This is a genomic window from Pantoea sp. UBA4549, assembly GCF_002387285.1.
Taxonomy (GTDB): domain Bacteria; phylum Pseudomonadota; class Gammaproteobacteria; order Enterobacterales; family Enterobacteriaceae; genus Pantoea; species Pantoea borealis.
In genome coordinates, this window is sequence record NZ_DGLH01000005.1 from 171,075 (window position 1) to 189,924 (window position 18,850).

11 protein-coding genes are annotated in these 18,850 nt (G+C 55.3%); 4 read left to right on the forward strand and 7 right to left on the reverse strand.

The window, feature by feature from the left end:
- Positions 1–440: 440 nt before the first annotated feature.
- The gene (gene fhuE / locus B3041_RS01980; protein ID WP_292968794.1) at positions 441–2,615 is read right to left on the reverse strand and encodes a ferric-rhodotorulic acid/ferric-coprogen receptor FhuE; all 2,175 of its coding nucleotides are present in this window, start codon (positions 2,613–2,615) and stop codon (positions 441–443) included.
- A gap of 619 nt (positions 2,616–3,234) precedes the next feature.
- On the opposite strand from fhuE, the gene B3041_RS01985 reads away from it, so the two are divergent.
- The 3 genes from B3041_RS01985 (at position 3,235) to B3041_RS01995 (ending at position 9,251) form a co-directional block, all read left to right on the forward strand.
- Positions 3,235–3,636, forward strand: coding sequence for an H-NS family nucleoid-associated regulatory protein (locus B3041_RS01985; RefSeq protein WP_065647338.1), 402 nt, complete (start codon positions 3,235–3,237; stop codon positions 3,634–3,636).
- Positions 3,637–3,857: 221 nt separating this feature from the next.
- Positions 3,858–5,006: an amidohydrolase gene (locus B3041_RS01990; protein ID WP_292968796.1), complete on the forward strand. Its 1,149-nt coding sequence runs from the start codon at positions 3,858–3,860 to the stop codon at positions 5,004–5,006.
- A 516-nt stretch (positions 5,007–5,522) separates the two neighbouring features.
- Positions 5,523–9,251, forward strand: a complete 3,729-nt coding sequence (locus B3041_RS01995) for an FAD-dependent oxidoreductase (RefSeq protein WP_292968797.1) — start codon at positions 5,523–5,525, stop codon at positions 9,249–9,251.
- A 33-nt stretch (positions 9,252–9,284) separates the two neighbouring features.
- Here B3041_RS01995 and B3041_RS02000 read toward each other — a convergent pair whose 3' ends face one another.
- The 6 genes from B3041_RS02000 to fdhF form a co-directional block, all read right to left on the reverse strand.
- Positions 9,285–10,400, reverse strand: a complete 1,116-nt coding sequence (locus B3041_RS02000; protein WP_292968799.1) for a glycoside hydrolase family 5 protein — start codon at positions 10,398–10,400, stop codon at positions 9,285–9,287.
- 256 nt (positions 10,401–10,656) lie between these two features.
- Positions 10,657–11,571, reverse strand: a complete 915-nt coding sequence (locus B3041_RS02005) for an alpha/beta fold hydrolase (RefSeq protein WP_065647335.1) — start codon at positions 11,569–11,571, stop codon at positions 10,657–10,659.
- 246 nt (positions 11,572–11,817) lie between these two features.
- Positions 11,818–12,765, reverse strand: a complete 948-nt coding sequence (locus tag B3041_RS02010) for a cytochrome d ubiquinol oxidase subunit II (protein ID WP_292968802.1) — start codon at positions 12,763–12,765, stop codon at positions 11,818–11,820.
- A 7-nt stretch (positions 12,766–12,772) separates the two neighbouring features.
- Complete coding sequence (locus B3041_RS02015) at positions 12,773–14,140, reverse strand: cytochrome ubiquinol oxidase subunit I (protein WP_292968803.1); 1,368 nt, start codon at positions 14,138–14,140, stop codon at positions 12,773–12,775.
- A complete protein-coding gene (locus B3041_RS02020; protein ID WP_065647332.1) occupies positions 14,133–14,618 on the reverse strand; it encodes a DUF1641 domain-containing protein in 486 nt (161 codons plus the stop codon). Before B3041_RS02020 ends, B3041_RS02015 begins: the two co-directional genes overlap by 8 nt.
- Positions 14,618–17,590 carry a formate dehydrogenase subunit alpha gene (gene fdhF, locus B3041_RS02025; protein ID WP_292969244.1) on the reverse strand — a complete coding sequence of 991 codons (2,973 nt, stop codon included), beginning with the start codon at positions 17,588–17,590 and terminating at the stop codon, positions 14,618–14,620. Before fdhF ends, B3041_RS02020 begins: the two co-directional genes overlap by 1 nt.
- A 301-nt stretch (positions 17,591–17,891) precedes the next feature.
- Between fdhF and B3041_RS02030 the strand changes: the two genes are divergently transcribed.
- Positions 17,892–18,785, forward strand: coding sequence for an SDR family oxidoreductase (locus B3041_RS02030; protein ID WP_065647331.1), 894 nt, complete (start codon positions 17,892–17,894; stop codon positions 18,783–18,785).
- Positions 18,786–18,850: the final 65 nt, after the last annotated feature.

Below are 18,850 nucleotides of genomic sequence, written 5' to 3' on the forward strand. Positions count from 1 at the left end.
AAAACACTGCCGCTTAATTGCATAGAAAACGTTATGAATAAATTTTTACCCATCCTCCTTAAAAGGCTATTCCATTAACTTTGATAATATTAGCAAAGCTGCTGTTGTCTGATAATGAGGGCAAAATCCTGTACTGAGTAAAGGGCAACGCTCAACTGGCTTTATTTTTATAATTTATATGATTCAGTGGCTTAGATGGATTTGCAGATGAAATGACCGGGCTTTGGCAAAATGTACTGAAAAACAGCTGCTTTTGTTTTGCACAAAACGCACGGGTTAACCCATAACCGTGTTAAACAGTAAGGCGCGTTATTTTATCTGGGTACTACGCTATTTTTTCGGCCCGATTGCGCATTGCGGCCCGGCTCTTCGCGATTTCAATCAGGAAAAATCATTAATTGTGAGCGGAGAAAAGGCGCGCCTGAACGCGCCTGTTGGGATCAGAAGCGGTAACTTGCCGTCACCGAGTAGCTGCGCGGTTCGCCATAAACGATGCCGCTGCTGCCTACATTTTCATCATACTCTTTATCAAACAGGTTTTTCAGATTGGCCTGTAATGAGAGATTTTTTGTCACGTCGTAGCGGGCAAACAGGTCAACCAGCGCGTAGCTTCCCTGACGTACACGCCAGTTTCCGTTACCCTCAGGTCCGCCAATATCTTTCCAGGTCTTAGACTGCCAGTTAACGCCGCCGCCCAGCGTCAGTTTATCGAACTGAGGTATGCGATACTGCGTAAACAGATTGAAAGAGGTACGGGGCAGCTGTGAGTTGTAAGCCTCACCCTTACTGTCTTTCGCTATATAGGTCGTGCCGCCAAACGTCATCTGCCAGTTATCGGTCAGTGCGCCGTTGATTTCAAACTCAACGCCGCGGCTGACAACACCATCAGTGGTTTCATAAATAGCGCTCCCGCTGTCGCTGAAACGCCCGGTATCAACCGGCGCATTATCCAGCTCGGTGCGGAACACAGACAGCGTGGTGGTCAGACGGCTGTCAAACCAGTCTGATTTAACCCCGGCTTCATAATTTTTACCGACAATCGGCGTCAGGAAGCTGCCGCCAGCGTCCAGGTTATCCTGCGGCTGGAAAACCGAGGTGTAGCTGGCAAACGCTGACCAGGCCTCATTGATATCCCAGATCAGACCGCCATAAGGCGTGGTATTGTTCTCTTCCAGTTCAGAGGTGATGCCCTGACGGTTCCAGTTGGTATAACGCGCCCCGAGGATCAGATGCAGCGGATCGGCGAGCGTCAGGCGCGTGGCCATATAGACCGATTTCTGCCGCACCAGCTGGCTGTCGGTAGCCGGTTCGCGCGGTAACCAGTCAGGCTCCGGATAGTTGCCGTTGAAGTTGTTGAAATTACCCAGTTCAGCAGCGGATATATTGGTCCAGGCGCTGTAATATTTATTATCCTGACGACTGTAGTTAACCCCCAGCATCAGCTGATGCTGGCGTCCCAGCAGCTCATACGGACCACTGGCAAAGGCATCTACGGCATCCACTTTGCGCTTACCGGTGTTATAACCGGTTCCCCCGACTACCGGGTAATTGGCGTAAGCGGAACTGCCCGCCCCGGTCACTTTATTGAAATACCCGTCAAGATAGATCTGCTTGCTATCAAGCAGCATTTCGTTATGCGTGCCGTTGAGCGTGATATTCCAGCCGTTATCAAAATTCTGCTGCAGGTTAACGAAAACCTTGCGGTTCTCTTTATCATTGTAAGCCCACTCCGGCGCGGTATTGTAGCCGCGACGCAGATGCGTCTGACTGCCATCGGTATACCAGCGTGGTGCCCCACCCCACATCGGCGAATCGGTATCGACCTGCGTAAATTCGTAGCCTGCCGAAAGCGTGGTGCTGTCAGTCAGATCGGCGTCTATCACGCCATAAATGAATTTTTTCTCAAAACCGTAGCGTTCGATGAAACTGTTTTTATCTTCATAGCCTGCCACCACGCGACCGCGTACGTTACCTTCTGGCGTTAATGGTGCAGAGAGATCGGCGACATAGCGCTGTTTATTCCAGCTGCCGTAGCTCGCTTCCAGCGCTCCGGTGGGCGTTTTACTGTCAGCGTGCTTACGGACCATATTGATTGACGCAGAAGGATTGCCAGGCCCGGTGAGTAAACCGGTCGCGCCGCGCACCACCTCAACCCGCTCATAAAGCGCCATATCGGTCTGCGCATCGCCCAGGTTCCAGCGTGATGCGAACGCGGTCGGGATCCCGTCTACCATGTAGTTATCAATGAGAAAGCCGCGTGAGTAGTAACTGGTACGATCCATATCCGCAGAAACACCCCGGATACCGGTCGTGTCGGACAGGACATCATTCAGCGACTGCAGCTGCTGATCGGCCATGCGTTGTTTACTGATGAGCGATACCGACTGAGGGATGTCGCGCGCCGTCAGCGCCATTTTTGTGCCTGCGCGCGTTACCGGTACGCTGTAATCCCGGGCATTCTGATTTTCCACGTCAGACGCGCTGGTTTCCACCATCAGGGTCTGTTCCGCCGCCTGTGCGACACCGGCTGCAACCAGCATCGCAAGTAATGACAATTTCAGCACAGGTTGTGCCTTAGCAGCCGCGGCCCGCACGCGCATCGGTTCAAAAGACATAGCAATCCTTAGTTCTCATTTTCGTTTATCTGTCAGAGCACCCTGCCGGTCATATCAGACAGGCCTCCTGACGGGAATGGTGCGCAACATAGGCCGGGCAGCAGCGAGTTTTCACCCAGGTATCTCTGCGGCGGCGGCAGGCGCAGTTAAGAAAGCAAATGAGAAATATACTCATTAAGATTACTATTGCAAGAAATTGTTACGGCTTCTGCCCGCTTCCTTTCCAGTAAAAAGGATGGATTTTCAGCAAGTAAGGTTGTTTATAGGTGGGTTATCTCGACAACCTGCGCGGTTATCGGTGTAACGTATTACAAAACGCGACAGAAACGCGCTGGCTGGCCCCGGGAAAAGCAGGTGGCTCATCACCGCTTTGCACACGCCCGATGTCATCGCGTGAGGATTAATCTGCCCGTTGCGTGGCGTGAGCGCTTTATAGACTTTAATGTCTGTTAAATATTCAATTTGCAGAAGATGAATTTTCTAAGCGGGTGATAACTCAATGAGCCTGATAATTACGCGGAACAGCGGATTTCGCGCCTCAATGCATATTTTAATTCCAAAAAAATTATCGTAGAATGCGCGCTTTAAAATTTTCATATCAGTAATAAGGGTTATATTCATGAGCGATGCACTAAAGGCATTGAATAATCTTCGTACACTGCGTGCTCAGACGCGTGATATTGAAGTAGCGGTATTAAATGAGATGCTGGAAAAGCTCGCTGTGGTAGTTGCAGAGCGCCGTGAAGAAGCTGAAGCAGATAATGCTGCTCAGCGTGAAAAAGAAGAAAAGCTGGCGTTATACAAAGAGATGCTGATGAATGACGGCATTGACATTAGTGAACTTGCGAAATTAAACCAGTCGGAAACTAAACCCAAGGCTAAACGCGCGCCGCGTCCGGCCAAGTATAAATATACCGATGAAGACGGTAATGAAAAGCAGTGGACGGGTCAGGGCCGTACGCCTTCTCCGATTAAAAGTGCTGTCGATGCAGGCGCATCACTGGACGATTTTTTAATCTGATCGGCTGACAGTAATATTTTCCAGCCTCATTTCCCCGGGGCTGGTTTCGCCACTCTCTCCTCTGTTTCTAATAGTTCTGAGCTGTTAAGTCACTGCAGTTATTCACTTATCACAATACCATTGCGGGTATTGAGATATAGCTACACCTCTCTCTGCTGTTACCTTCTCCGGATAATGTGTGCTGCACGCCGCGCAGCGTAATCGTGAGCAAGGAACAGGCTATGTCGTCGTCAGAGTTAACCCCGTTAAATGAACAGCTGATTGCTTTCCGTCAGGAGCTGCACCGCTTCCCTGAACTATCAAACCAGGAATTTGCCACCACCGCGCGAATTCGTCAGCAGCTTGAGGCGCAGAATATCCGCATTCTGCCGTTAGCGCTGACAACCGGACTGGTCGCCGAAGTGGGTCCCGAAAGCGGTCCGCTGGTAGTACTGCGGGGCGACATCGATGCATTGCCTGTAGAAGAGCAGTCCGGAGTAGAATTCAGTTCAGAGCATCCCGGAATTATGCACGCCTGCGGTCACGATTTTCACAGCGCGGCAATACTCGGCGCAGCGATTTTGCTGAAATCACGCGAGGCGCAGCTGGCAGGCCGGGTACGCTTTATTTTTCAGGCTGCAGAAGAGACCGGTAAAGGCGCACCTGCAGTGCTTGCCAGCGGTGCCCTGCAGGATGCTTTTGCCATTTTTGGGATCCATAACGATCCCACTTTGCCGGCAGGCGTCGCCGGCAGCCGGACAGGCGCGCTGACTGCCGCCGTTGACCGCTTTGTCCTGCATATCAGCGGCACCGGCAGCCATGCCGCACATCCGCATCAGGGTAACGATCCTGTTGTGATTGCCGCGCAGATTGTCTCTGCAGCCCAGACGCTGATCAGCCGTAATACCCCTTCAGCAGAGAATGCTGTGCTCTCAATTACGCAGCTCCACAGCGGCAGCGCGTGGAATGTTATCCCGGAAAGCGCGTGGCTGGAGGGCACCGTCCGTACCTTTTCTGCTGGCACACGCGAGCGTATTGAACAGCGCTTCCGTGAACTGGTTAACGGTATCAGCGCTGCTTTTGCGGCCGAAATAACGATCAGCTGGCAGGCGGGGCCGCCCGCCGTGATAAATGATGAGCACTGGACTGCGTTTGCCCTGCATCAGGCCACGCTCAACGGGCTGGACGCGCGTGAAATTCCCGCCACACCGATTGGCGAAGATTTCTCTTATTATCAGCAACATATACCTGGCACATTTATTATGATTGGTACCGGTGAAGCCTGGCCTCTGCATCACCCTGCGTTTCGCATCAATGATGATGTGCTGTTACCTGCAGCACGCTACCTTGCCGCGCTGGCCGATACGGCTTTTGCTCAGCGTCCGGTTTAATACGTCATGCAATTTTTTCTGATGCACAGTCGTTGCCGGAAACATTAAGTAAAAAAATACCACCGGTAAAAAATGGCAGGTGTAATTATTAAGTCATTCAACGTGTTGAAAACAGCAGCAGCTATTTCCCGGATTAAAAAACGGTAAGCGGGAATAAAAACCCTCTGCGAATTAATCATCCACTGCTGACACGTTGCCACATCAGCTGTTATCTGTACCCGTTGATAAATAAACTTATTCTCCGAAAAAAAGGTTTTTTGCGGCTAATAAAGCAAAGCATTCGCTGCCGCTTTGCTTTTTTTCCAGCAACTTCACAGAGTTGCTGAAACCCGGTGCCTGACTATAATTTCTTCAAACAACTTTTAAAAAGTTTTACCGCTGCCCTGACTTTGTGATGTAACCCGCCGGCAGCCTTTTTATTTATCCAGTCACAGCCCTGATAAATTTTAATTAAAGCTGGCCCTGTAATTTACTTTACAGGGCTGCTGTTTTGTCCTGTTTTTCCAGGAGAATTCAATGTTGCCATTTTCCAGCTTCTGGCAGGCCGGGTTTGAGGGTGCCGACCATATTAATCCCGCCGGGATTACACTTGATATGAATGCAATTAATGCGCACGACGTGCATATTGCAACTGATTATGCCGCGCTTGCTGCATTTGATATCCGTTCAGTGCGTGAAAGCGTCGGCTGGCGGCTGGCTGAAGCCGATCCTCAGCGCACGTTTGCCCGGCTTACCCGCTGCATGCAGGCGGCAGAAGAACAGGGCATTCAGGTGAACTGGACGCTGAGCCACTATGGCTGGCCTGCCGATCTCACCCTGTTTTCGCCTGAATTTGTGCCGCGGTTTGCGCAATTCTGCCATCAGGTTGCGACCTGGCTGACCGGGTTTTACCGTGACGATCCCCCGGTTTACTCACCGATTAACGAGCTCTCTTTTTTCGCCTGGGGCATTTCAGTGGGATTGTTTGGTGACAGCGCCCATAGCGACCCCGATGCCATCAAGCGTCAGCTGGTGCGGGCTGCCCTGGCGGGCTGCGACGCCATCCTTGCCGTCGACCCGCGCGCGCGCTTTCTGCACTGCGATCCCATCATTCACGTGGTGGCGGATGATGACAGCGCCCACGCGCAGCAGCACGCCACCGCCCTGACGGACGCGCAGTATCAGGCGTGGGACATGCTGGCAGGGCTGCGTGAACCGGAGCTGGGCGGGTCACCGCGCTATCTGGATCTGATCGGAGCCAACTATTACCACGGTAATCAGTGGCTGGCGCACACCGGCCAGCGGCTGGAGTGGCATCTGGATGATGCGCGGCGTAGTCCGTTATCCGACATGCTTGCCCGCCTCACGGCGCGCTATCAGCGCCCCCTGTTGCTGGCGGAAACCAGCCATGTCGGGAGCGGCCGCGCGGCGTGGCTGACCCATATCACCGGCCAGATCGCACAGGCGCAGCTGGCGGGCTGTGACATTCGCGGTATCTGTCTCTATCCCATTATTGATCGGCCTCTCTGGGAAAACCTCATGCACTGGCCGCATAGCGGCCTGTGGGATGTCGATCCGCAGAAAGTCCGCTTACTTAACCACACTTACGCTGCCGCGCTGCGGCAATCACAACGCGCACTCGCGCGTTTTCAGGGGTTTCTCACACCGGCCGCTGGGCCAAAGGAGTTCGTCATGAATCAATCTGTACTGGTGGTATTTAGTCATCTGCGCTGGGGATTTGTGTTTCAGCGGCCGCAGCATGTGCTCTCACGCCTTGCACAGCACCACCGGATTATTTTTATCGAAGAGCCGGTTTATCAGGCAGGTGAAGCCGGATTACGCACCTCGCAGCCTGCGGCTAATGTCACCGTGGTCGAGCCACATACGCCGATACACGCCCCCGGTTTTCATGACGACCAGATTGCGTTACTGCAGCCGCTGCTCAGCAATCTGCTGGAGCCTGACGCAGAACCGCTGGTGTGGTTCTACACGCCCATGGCGCTGCCGCTGCTTAGCGCGTTTAACAGCCGCGGGATCATTTATGACTGCATGGATGAGCTGTCCGCTTTCGATCAGGCGCCGCGTCAGCTGCAGCAGCGCGAATCAGCCCTTCTGAGCCGCGCCGACCTGGTTTTCACCGGCGGACGCAGTCTGTATGAAGCAAAAAAAGATCGTCATCCGCGCGTTCACTGTTTTCCCAGCAGCGTGGATGCCGGGCATTTTGCGCAGGCGCTCGATCGCAGCAACGGCCATCCGCTACAGCAGTTTCTGCCTAAACCGCGTCTCGGTTATTACGGCGTCATTGACGAGCGCATGGATCTGCCGCTGGTCACCGCCCTGGCTGACGCACACCCCGACTGGCAGATCATCATGGTGGGGCCGGTGGTAAAGATCGATCCTGCGATGCTGCCGCAGCGTAAAAATCTGCACTGGTTCGGCCAGCAGCCTTATGCCGCTCTGCCGCAGTTTCTGGCCGGCTGGGATGTCTGTCTGATGCCGTTCGCGCTGAACGCGTCAACGCGCTATATCAGCCCGACGAAGGTACTGGAGTACATGGCGGCGCAGCTGCCGATAGTCAGCACGGCAATCGCTGATGTAGCCCGTCACTATGCGGACATTGTGACCATCGCAGATTCACCGGAAGCGTTTATTCAGGGCTGTGAACACGCCCTGCGTCTGACCACTGAACGGCGTCATATGCAGGATGAAGCAATGGCTGCCATAGTGGCTGCAACGTCGTGGGATAATACAGTGGCGCAGATGCAGCAGCACCTTAGCGCCATCAAACGCCGGCCAGCGCAGCCAGCGGCTCAGCCCGCTGTACACGCTGAACGCACGCAGCCGGCCACGCTGCATCCGGTTGAATGCCTCATCCTCGGCGCAGGCCCTACCGGTCTCAGTGCCGGTTATCATTATGGCAAAGGTGCCGTCGTACTTGAGAAAAACGAATCATCGGGTGGCTGGTGCCGGTCAATAGAAGATAAAGGTTTTACCTTCGACTATGCCGGCCACATCATGTTCTCTAACGATCCCTACGTGCTGGAACTGTATGACCTGCTGCTGGGGGAAAACCAGCACTGGCAGATGCGTGAAGCCTGGGTCTACAGCCACGATGTCTATACGCGTTATCCGTTCCAGTCAGCGCTGCACGGTCTGCCTGCGGAGGTGATCGGTGAGTGTGTGCTGGGCGCAATTGAAGCGCGCTACGGCGCAGCTGAAAACGAGACCGCCGTGCTGCCTGCCGTGGACGCATCGCGCGACTGCTGCGCCGACGGCGTGATAGCCGATGAGAGCTGCATTACTGAACAGCATAACAACGAAGATTTTGAACACTTTATCTATCGCGTCTGGGGCAAAGGCATCGCCCGTCATTTTGCCGTTCCCTATAACCGTAAACTGTGGAAAACGCCGCTGGCCAGTATGGAGACCTCATGGCTGGGCGGTCGCGTACCGTTGCCCGATCTGGCGCAGATTGTTAGCGGTGCACTCGCGCCGCTGGATAAACCGGTTGGGCCTAACGCACGCTTCGGCTATCCGCTGCGCGGCGGTTTTCAGGCGCTGATGAACGGCTTTCTGCCCCATCTTACCTGTACGCTGGAAACCGGCACGGCGGTAGCAGAGATTCAGCCACAATCGCGCAGCGTCACGCTCAGCGATGGCCGGCATCTGCAGTATGACCAGCTTATCAGCACGCTGCCCCTGCCGGAACTGGTGCGCCTGATGGGCGCACGCGCGCCGCAGGCGGTACAGCAGGCGGCCTCTCAGCTGCGCCATACCTCAGTCTGCTGCGTTAACCTCGGCATCGGACGGCCGGCCATCAGTGAAAAGCACTGGATCTACTATCCGGGTGACACGCTGTTCCACCGTATTTTTCTGCAGGGTAACGCCAGCCCGCACTGTAACCCGCCGGGCGGATTTGGCCTGACCTGTGAAATTACCTGGCGTGACGACCAGCCATTGCCCTGTGAGGGTGAGGCGCTGATCCAGCGCTGCATCGATGACTGTATCCGGGTGGGCATTATTAATCAGGATGATGAGATCCTTACCAGCAGCATCGTAAATATGCCGTACGCCTATGTAGTTTATGACCATGCGCGCAGTGCCAATGTTGCGCTGATCCGCAGCTGGCTGGCTACGCAGAGTATTCATCTGGCCGGTCGTTACAGTGAATGGGAGTATTACAACTCCGATCATGCTTTTCTGGCGGGTAAGCGGGTGGCGGAGAGCGTAAAAGATCTGCTCAGTAATCGTAAAACCATCGCCTGATGCGGTACGCCAGGCCTGAAAGCCTGGCGTGCTTTACTGACGGGCCAGCCGCTTGCGGATGGGCTCAAACTCTTTAGTGGCGCTGCGCGGCAGGGGATCGGGCAGGTTTTTTTCTGCCGCCTGCCAGTAGCGCCACGGGACCTTCTGACGTCCCAGTTCATAATCCATGCCGTCCCAGCTATCTTCACGAAAGCTATAGAACGCCCAGTGTGCGTGATAGCTGTCCAGCACCGTCAGAACATCCTCCAGGTACTGTGTACACCCGGCCAGCGTGCGCACGCAGCCAAATTCGCCGATCACCAGCTGCTGCTTACCGATCCCATTACGCGCGGCCCAGTTAAAGGGCCGGGCCAGATAGTCCGCGATGCGCGCTGCATCCCACTGCTGCATTCCGCCGCCAAACGGCACATAGCCCGGATAGGGCCAGGGTTGTTTACGCCGGGCGTTAGGCGCGCTGGTCGCAGCATAGGGTTCATACATGTGCACACTATAAAGTATGCGTTTATCGCTCAGCGCCCCAGGCCAGTAATCAAACGCATCAGCGGCCGCATACCAGCCGCTGTCGACCATAATGGGTGTGACAGCATCCACTTCACGGATAGCGGCAATTACCCTGGTATAGAACGCTGGCAGATCGCGGCTTCCGCCGCGCTGCTGCTGGTACCAGCGCGCCATAGCCTCGCTGCTGGCGTGTTCCGCCAGCCCGCCATTTTTTTCCGGCGCGGGTTCATTGATCAGGTTATAGGCCGCAATAGCCGGATGATCGCGCAGAGCGGCAGCCAGATCGTGCCAGTAGCGCACGCTGGCTTCCCACCAGACTGTATCCTGCCAGAGCCGATCGTCAAATTCGCTCCCATTATTCTGCGCCCAGCGCATGCCGGGCAGAGAGAGAGGCGTAATAACCACGTGCAGGCCTGCCGCCCAGGCGCGGTCAAGTGTGCGGATGAGCGTCTGCAGATCGCCGTCATCCAGCCCGCGATAGTCGTCTGCGTTACCCAGTAAAAAGTCGCGCTGCTGCGTGGGCCATTTATCCCAGGAGAGCCGTACCCAGCTGGCACCATAGCCGCGCAGGGCCGTAAAATACGCGCTGTCCGGTGGCAGCCGGTTAAAGCTGTTAGCCCCCTGCCGGGGTGCTGACCAGAACGCCATCGCGTCTGCCGCCGTGGCGTTCCGGCCGGACAGGATGAGTATCGAAAACAGAGTGATAATTGCTATACATGCACGCACAAAAAACACCTTCTTTTTTGGCTGCATTTATAGCGATAAAACCGCGCTGGCTGGTGTTATTTTTTGTGAATGTTTCGCCTGCCAGATACTCACAATCCTTTCACGCCTGGCTGGTGCAACGTGTTCAGCCCGCCTCCGCTCAGACGCCTCTGCCGTGCAGTTAAACCTGCACTGTTCGCTATTCAAAGAAGTCACGCAGCACCCGTGCCAGCATCAGGGGCTGCTCATCCGGAATAAAATGACCGCAGTGCCGCAGCGTTTTTCCATAGACATTAACCGCGACGTTTCGCAGCGGAGCGGCCATATCGGCAATTGATCCCTGATCGGCGCTGATCGCCAGCAGCGGCAGAGTAAGCGGCCCCTTGTCGTGCAGCAGCTGCCGATTTTGTGCAGCGGAAACACTGACCTCCCGGTAAGTTGCCAGCGCCGCGCGCAGCGCACCACGCTGCTGCAGCAGACGGGTATATTCGTGCATATCCTCATCGCTGAACACCATCGGACTGGCCGTTTTGCTTTTCAGAAACCACTCCAGATAGAGCGATTCACGCCCGCTGATTAATGCTTCAGGCAGATCCGGCAACATATGAAAGGCGAAATGCCAGGTTTTCCAGGCTTTATCAGGTGTTGCAGGCAGCATATCAGGCAGGGTTACCCCCGGGATACCGGCATCCAGCAGCGCCACCTTTTTCAGCGTATCCGCGGCCAGTATGGCATAGGGCCAGGCTACCCATGCCCCGACATCGTGAGCGGCCAGATAGTGGGCGCCAATATTCAGCTGTTGCAGCAAACCCTGCACTGTTCTGGCCAGTGACAGCGTGTCATAGCCGGTTAACGGCTTGTCTGACTCTCCCTGCCCCGGCAGATCGGGGGCAATAATCCAGTAACGATCGGCAAGCGCTGCCATAACGTGACGCCAGGCAAACCAGCTCTGCGGAAAGCCAGCCAGTAACAGCAGCGGCTCTCCTTCCGGATTACCGCCGCTCACCACGTGAAGACGTACTCCGCTGACGTTTACATAGCTGTGGGAGAAGCCGGTAAGTGTTGTCACGGGCTGTGACCAGTGTGCTGCCGGTTGTGCTGAAACAGAGGCCATAACTGCTCCGGTTATTTGACATTATGCCGCTGCCTGCACAGGGTGCCTTGCCGCATTTATCTGGTGCGGCAGATGGCTTCTGTATCAGGCATTAAAATAAGGAAATGAACGTTTCCAAAATTAGCAGACTCTTCTGTCATGCACAATTGCTTTTACTGAGGCTTAGCCAGCTGTGCCAGTGCATTGCACACCGGCACGCTGCTGGAAATCAGGCTTATACCTGTGCCGGCAGATCAGCCATATACATCAGTGGTGTGGCCGGCGTTTGAATACCCAAAAGGACCAGCTGTGGTAGAGCAGCGTCAGCGGCAGGAAAATCAGCATACCGGTCAGCACCATGCCCTGCGTTACCGGCGATGACGCTTCTTCCTGTATCTGCAGCTGAAACGGCAGTAGCCAGGGATAGAGCCCGAACGCCAGAGCAGTGACCACTGCGCCGACAAGCAGCAACGTTATCATCAGCAGTGCTACCATCGCTTCGCGCCAGAGTAATATGGCCTGAAGCACAATCAGCAGCGGGATAGCCATCAGGATCAGCCGGCCTGGTTCGCGCTGCCAGCTCAGCTGCCACAGCGTCGGCTCCAGCAATATGACTCCTGTCAGACAGATTACCGCGCAGGTCCATGCCAGCACGGCAAATGACCGGGCGCGTTCTCCTGCCGTCTCACCCAGACGCCAGCAAATCCAGCAGCAGCCCAGCAGCAAATCTACCGCCACCACGCCAGCACCACACAGCAGCGGTGCCAGTGAAAGATCGATGACAATTCCGGCGGGGGGACGCGAAACCAGGATTAGCCCGCTTATCCAGCCGGGCAGAAAGGCCGCCGACAGCGAACTGATTATCATCAGACGATCGAGCCAGACGCGCCAGGCAGCGCTGACCTGCGCGCGATACGCCAGTGCCAGCGCACGCAGAAACAGTGCCAGTAGCAGCAGAAAAACCGGCACCATCAGCGTCTGCAGCAGCAGGCCATAGAGCGCAGGAAAGAGGGCCAGCATGCCACCTGCCATCAGGACCAGCCAGGTTTCATTGGCATCCCAGAGCGGCAACAAACTGTGCGCCATCCACTGCCGCTGCTGTGGCGTATCAAACGCGTAAAACAGCATGCCCACGCCAAGATCGGTGCCATCCAGCGCCAGATACATCAGCAGCGAAAAGATCAGCACGGCTGCAGAAAGGTCGGCAAGCATCATTATCTCCTCAGGCCGGCGTTTCAACGCGCTCGGCCAGCACCTCTGGGTCATCAGACAGCGGGGCGTTAATCTGGCGCACTAAATAGATCAGACCAAGCGCAAAACCCAGCGTATAGACCAGCACGATCGCGATAAAAATCGCCAGCGTACTGCTGAGCGACAGCGGTGAAAGACTATCAGCAGTGCGTATCACACCATAGACCGTCCAGGGTTGACGTCCCATTTCAGTGACCACCCATCCGGCCAGCAGCGCCATAAACCCGGCAGGCGACATCAGCGTCAGCAGACGCAACAGGCGCGGTGAATGGTATAAGCGGCCGCGCCAGCGCTGCAGGTTTGCCGTCAGACTGACCACCAGCATCAGCAGTCCACACCCCACCATCAGGCGAAACGCAAAAAATACCGGTAGCACTGGCGGCTGCGCTTCTGCCGGAAAATCACTCAGGCTTTTAATGTGCCCGGTGAGATTGTGGCGCAGATAGAGCGAGCCGATTGCCGGGATCGCCAGTTCAGCGTGGTTGCGCTGCGCATGCTGATCCGGGATGGCAAACAGCCGCAGCGGCTCTCCCTCACCTGGCGGCGGCGCGTGCCAGCTTCCCTCCATCGCCGCCAGCTTTGCCGGCTGCCAGGTGCGCGTATTCTCACCGTGTAAGTCCCCCACCACAATCTGTGCCGGTAGCGCCAGCAGCGTTATCGTCAGCGCGCTGCGCAGCATCAGACGACTCGCTGCTTCATCAGGCCGGCGACGTAAGCGCCACGCGGCTACGCCGCCGAGCAGAAAGCTGACGCTTATTATGGAGGCAAGCAGCATATGGGCAAAACGCCAGCCAAAAGAGGGAGCAGCGAGCAGGGTCCACGCGCTGTCGGGGAGCAGACGACCATCATCGGCCAGATGAAAGTCAGCGGGCGTCTGCATCCAGGAGTTAGCCGCAAGGATCCAGAACGCGCTCAGCACTGCGCCAAGTGCGACAAAGCAGGTCACGGTAAAATGAACGCCGGGCTTAACCCGATCAAAGCCAAACAGCATGACGCCGGTCAGGGCTGATTCAAGAAAAAACGCAATCAGCACTTCATAAAGCATCAGCGGGCCGAGCACGCCGCCCGCCCGCGACGCCAGTCCGGACCAGTGCGTACCTAACTGGAACTCCATCACCACGCCAGAGACCGTGCCGATAGCCACGGTCAGGGCAAATATTTTTATCCAGAACTGCAGCGCCTGCCGCGCCTCAGGACGTTTTCCCCACAGCCAGCGCGCTTCAAACCAGACCAGGAAGGGTGCCAGGCCCAGCGTCAGCGCCGCCAGCGTAATGTGCATGCCCATGGTCAGCGCAAACTGACCGCGGGCAATCAGCAGCACCCACTCCTGGCTACTCACGGGTCGGCTTACCGCTGTAGCGGGTAATCGGGGTCTCCTCTTCTTTCTGCATCTCGCGCGAAAAGGCCTCCAGTGCCGACAGCAGCGGGCGCACCCCCTGCCACAGCTTTTCATCATTCAGCAGTTTCATCACCCCTCTGATGCCGGGCGCCGCTTTCTCCTGCTGAACAGACTCCGTCGCCGGTTTCATCGCCACCAGCGCGTCACGCACCGCCAGCAGCACATGATTAAACCGCTCGGGCGGGATAGTACTCAGCATCATAAACAGCAGCGACATGTTCTGGATCGCGTTCTGAGTACCAGGACGATTCAGTCCCCCGGCGAGGATCTTGCCAATATCATTGTTCGCTTTAACCACATCATTAGCGAGACGCAGAAAACCGTGCTGATGAAGATTTTCCAGCAGCGTGTTGAGCGACTCCTGCGCGGTGGGTTCTGTGCGCGCAGGTTCAGGCTGGTAGTCCAGCGGTTCGGCCATTAGCTTTTCTCCGGGTGCGAAACATGTTCAGGGGGTAAACGGTATTCCGGCTGCTGCCATTTCACCTCAATCGGCAGGTGATCAAGCGGCGTGCGCTGTCCGTGACGGAAGTTGTGCAGCGGCAATGGGTGCGGCTGGGGCTGACGCGCCAGCTTACGCAGGCTGACCGCAATCTCTTTATAGGCCGGCGTATTGACATCCGGGTCATGATGGTTGCCGGTCAGACCGTTGACGCCAGGTTTGCCGTAGTGAATCGGAATAAACAGCACATTGCCTGCTGCCCGATCGGTAACGACCACCGGCACCTCCAGCACGCCGCGCCGTGAGCGGATTTCAACCCAGTCTCCCTCCTGTAGCTGCCTTTCTTTCGCCAGCTGTGGCGAAATCTCCACAAACCAGTTGGGCGACAGCGACATGATGCGTCCACCCTGTCCTGTCTGATTTGTCGACTGAAAATGCTCCAGCATGCGGCCATTGTTTAGCAGCAGATCGTACTCTGTGTCTGGCTGCTCTGCCGGTGGCTGCCATTCAAGTGCATAGAGACGCGCTTTACCATCCGGAAACGCAAACGCGTCGGTGTAGAGCAGCGGTGTACTGCTGCCATCTGCTTTAACCGGCCAGAGCTGCGACTGCCAGCCCACCAGCTGTTCATAGCTGACACCGGCAAACAGATCCGCAATGCCTGCTGCCTCAGCCATAATGGCGCCCGGATTTGGATAGTCCCAGCGATGACCAAGACGTGCCGCAAGGTCAGTCAGAATTTGCCAGTCGGGCCGGCTCTCACCCAGCGGAGCAAACGCCGGCGAGAAGTGCTGGATACGGCGCTCGGTATTAACGAAAGTGCCCTCTTTCTCCAGACTCGGGCAGCCGGGCAAGACCACATCGGCATAGCGCGCGGTTTTGCTCATGAAAATATCCTGTACTACCATAAAATCGAGCTGGCTGAATGCTTCATCCACTTTCGTGGAATTCGCATCTGAAAATGCGGTATCTTCGCCGATAATGTACATAGCGCGCAGCCGCTTATCGTGAGCATGCTCAATCATCAGGAAGTTATCCAGCCCTTCTTCATCAGAGAGCGCCTCCGGCGCAACCTGCCATGCCTGCGCCCACTTCTCCCGCACCGCATCGTCCGTTACGCTTTCGTAGCCGGGGTAAACATTGCTCAGACAGCCAAAGTCGCTGGCGCCCTGCACATTATTATGTCCGCGCATCGGATAGCCGCCGGTGCCAGGCCGGCCGTAGTTACCGGTGACCAGCAGCAGATTAGAGAGCGCCGTGCTGGCATCCGCACCGTGGCTGTGCTGCGTGATACCCATTGCCCAGAGAATACAGGCGCTGTTAGCCTGACCGATCATCTCTGCTGCCTCTGTCAGCGCATCCACGCTCAGACCGGTTATTTCACTCGCCATGTCGAGCGTAAACGGCGCGAGCGAGGCGCGGTAAGCGTCAACATCATTTACCCGTTCAGCCAGAAATGCATCGTCTGCATAGTGATGATCGAACATATATTTCGCCATCGCTGACGCCCATACCATATCGGTACCGGGCCGGATACGCAGATAACAGTCGGCGCGTTCCGCCATCTCATGTTTACGCGGATCTACTACCAGCAGCTTCTGTCCGCGATGTTTATGGCTCTGCTTGATATGTGAGGCGAATACCGGATGATTTTCTGCCAGATTACTGCCCACGGTAATGATGAGATCGGTCTGCTGGAGATCGCGCAGCGTACCGGCATCGCCGCCATAACCCACGGTACGGAATAGCCCCTGAGTAGCCGGGTTCTGACAGTAACGTGAAGAGTTATCGACATTGTTGGTGCCAAAAATCAGGCGCGCAATCTTTTGGGTCAGATAGGCTTCTTCATTGCTGGCTTTACTGGAGCCAATGAAACCAATCGCTGCGCCGCCATGCTGATGCGCAACGGCGCGCAGCCCTTCAGCTACCCGGTTCAGTGCCTCTTCCCAGGTGGCAGGCCGGAATGCTCCATTTTCGCGAATAAGTGGTGTGGTCAGGCGGTTCGGACTGTTAACAAAGTCCCAGCCAAACTTGCCTTTCACGCAGGTAGAGATGCCATTTACCGGCGCCTCAGCGACCGGCTGGACTTTCAGGATATGGCGATCGCGCGTCCAGACTTCAAAGCTGCAGCCAACGCCGCAGTAAGTGCAGACCGTTTTGGTTTTTTTGATTTCAGTTTTGCGTAAAGCGTCATCGATCAGGGAAATGCCGGTTATCGGCTCCATGCCGATGCTTTTCTCCATTTTTTTGATGGCATCAATAAATGGTCGCTTCAGATCCTCATCCATGCGGGTAAACGGACCGGCATCGGGCTGCATGGTTTTCTCCAGCAGCGCATTGCAGGGGCAAACAGTGACGCAGTGACCGCAGCTGACGCAGCTTGAGCCGGCAATCTCCGTCCCGCCATCCCACAATACGCGCGGGTGCTCTGCACTGTAGTCGATGGAAAGGGTCTCATTTACCTCTACGTTCTGACACGCTTCCACGCAGCGGCCACAGAGAATGCACTGATCGGGATCGTAGGTATAAAACGGATTGCTGTGATCTTTGTTATAGGGCTTGCGTTCATAGGGATAGAACTGAATGGGCATGTGCATATCGGCTACCGCATTATGCAGCGTACAGTCGCCGGTATTGTGCTCACAAACGGTACAGTAGAGTTCATGACGATTCAGGATCCGATCCATGCCTTCCTGCTGTGCGGCAGCCAGTTCTGCACCTTCACTCACCACCTGTAAGCCTTCATACGTACGTAAGGTACAGCCACGTACCTGTTCTCCATCAGCTCTGACCCAGCAGACGTCACAGCTTTGCAGCGGCGGCAGCGCCGGATGATAGCAGACATGCGGCAGTTTTTTTCCCTGCTGTTGCAGAAAATCGATCAGCGGTTGATCCGCTGCGCCACTCAGCCGTTCCCCGTTATAAATAATGGTACAGTGTGCTTCGCTCATTTTCGCCTCGTTGACGACAGTGCTCATTATGTTAATCCCGGCAAAAGCCCGGATATTTATTAAAGTTATTCAATGAGCTTAGAGCTAAATTTCTGCTCTGCAATGTTACCGACTCGCTTATTTTATAAAAGTGGACTAAGAGGCAATAAATAATCATTACGTTAGTGAAATTGTAAGGAAAAATAACTTTCTCCGCTGCGTAGTTATTGCACAAATAAAATTCATTCGCGGTTTTTTACGTGACAAATATCACATCTCTGCCAGGCTTATTTCTACACGTTCACTGTACAAGGAGCCCGTTATGAATTCGTTCACTAACAAAACGCTAATCACCAATGAATATCCGCAGCCACCGTTCAACACGCCGTCGCAGGATTTTCCAGGCTTAGCCAGCAAGATGGATCCGCTTCCCGATCACGGTGAAAAAAGCTATCGCGGCTCAGGCCGTCTGACCGGACGTAAGGCGCTGATCACTGGCGGCGATTCAGGCATCGGCCGCGCCGTGGCTATCGCTTACGCTCGTGAAGGCGCAGACGTTGCCATTAACTATCTGCCGGCTGAAGAGTCAGATGCGCAGGAAGTGGTAAAGCTGATTGAAGCTGAAGGACGTAAAGCTATCGCTATTCCGGGCGATATCCGTTCAGAATCATTTTGTCAGCAGCTGGTAAAAGAAGCCGCTGAAAAACTGGACGGTCTGGATATTCTGGTTAATAACGCCGGACGTCAGCAATTTAATGAGTCAATCCGTACGCTCTCTACGGAAGATTTTGATGCAACCTTTAAGACCAACGTTTATGCGATGTTCTGGATCACTAAAGCCGCGCTGGAATATCTGCCACAGGGTGCGTCTATTATAAATACGTCTTCTGTTCAGGCGTATGAACCAAGCGCAATTCTGCTTGATTATGCGCAGACCAAGGCCTCCATTGCTGCCTTTACTAAAGCGCTGGCCAAACAGCTGGCGGAACAGAAAATCCGCGTTAACGCTGTCGCGCCCGGTCCTTACTGGACTCCGCTTCAGGCGTGTGGCGGTCAGCCTGAAGAGAAACTGCAGCAGTTTGGTTCCGGCGCACCGATGGGCCGTCCAGGCCAGCCGGTGGAAATCGCCCCGCTGTATGTGACATTTGCTGAAAATCTTAATGGCTTTACCTCAGGCCAGGTATGGTGCTCAGACGGCGGTACCGGCACGCTGTAATTGCACATTCTGCCCGATACCAGCGTGGCTGCCCCTGTGGCAGCCACGCTGTCGTTTCAGCTGAC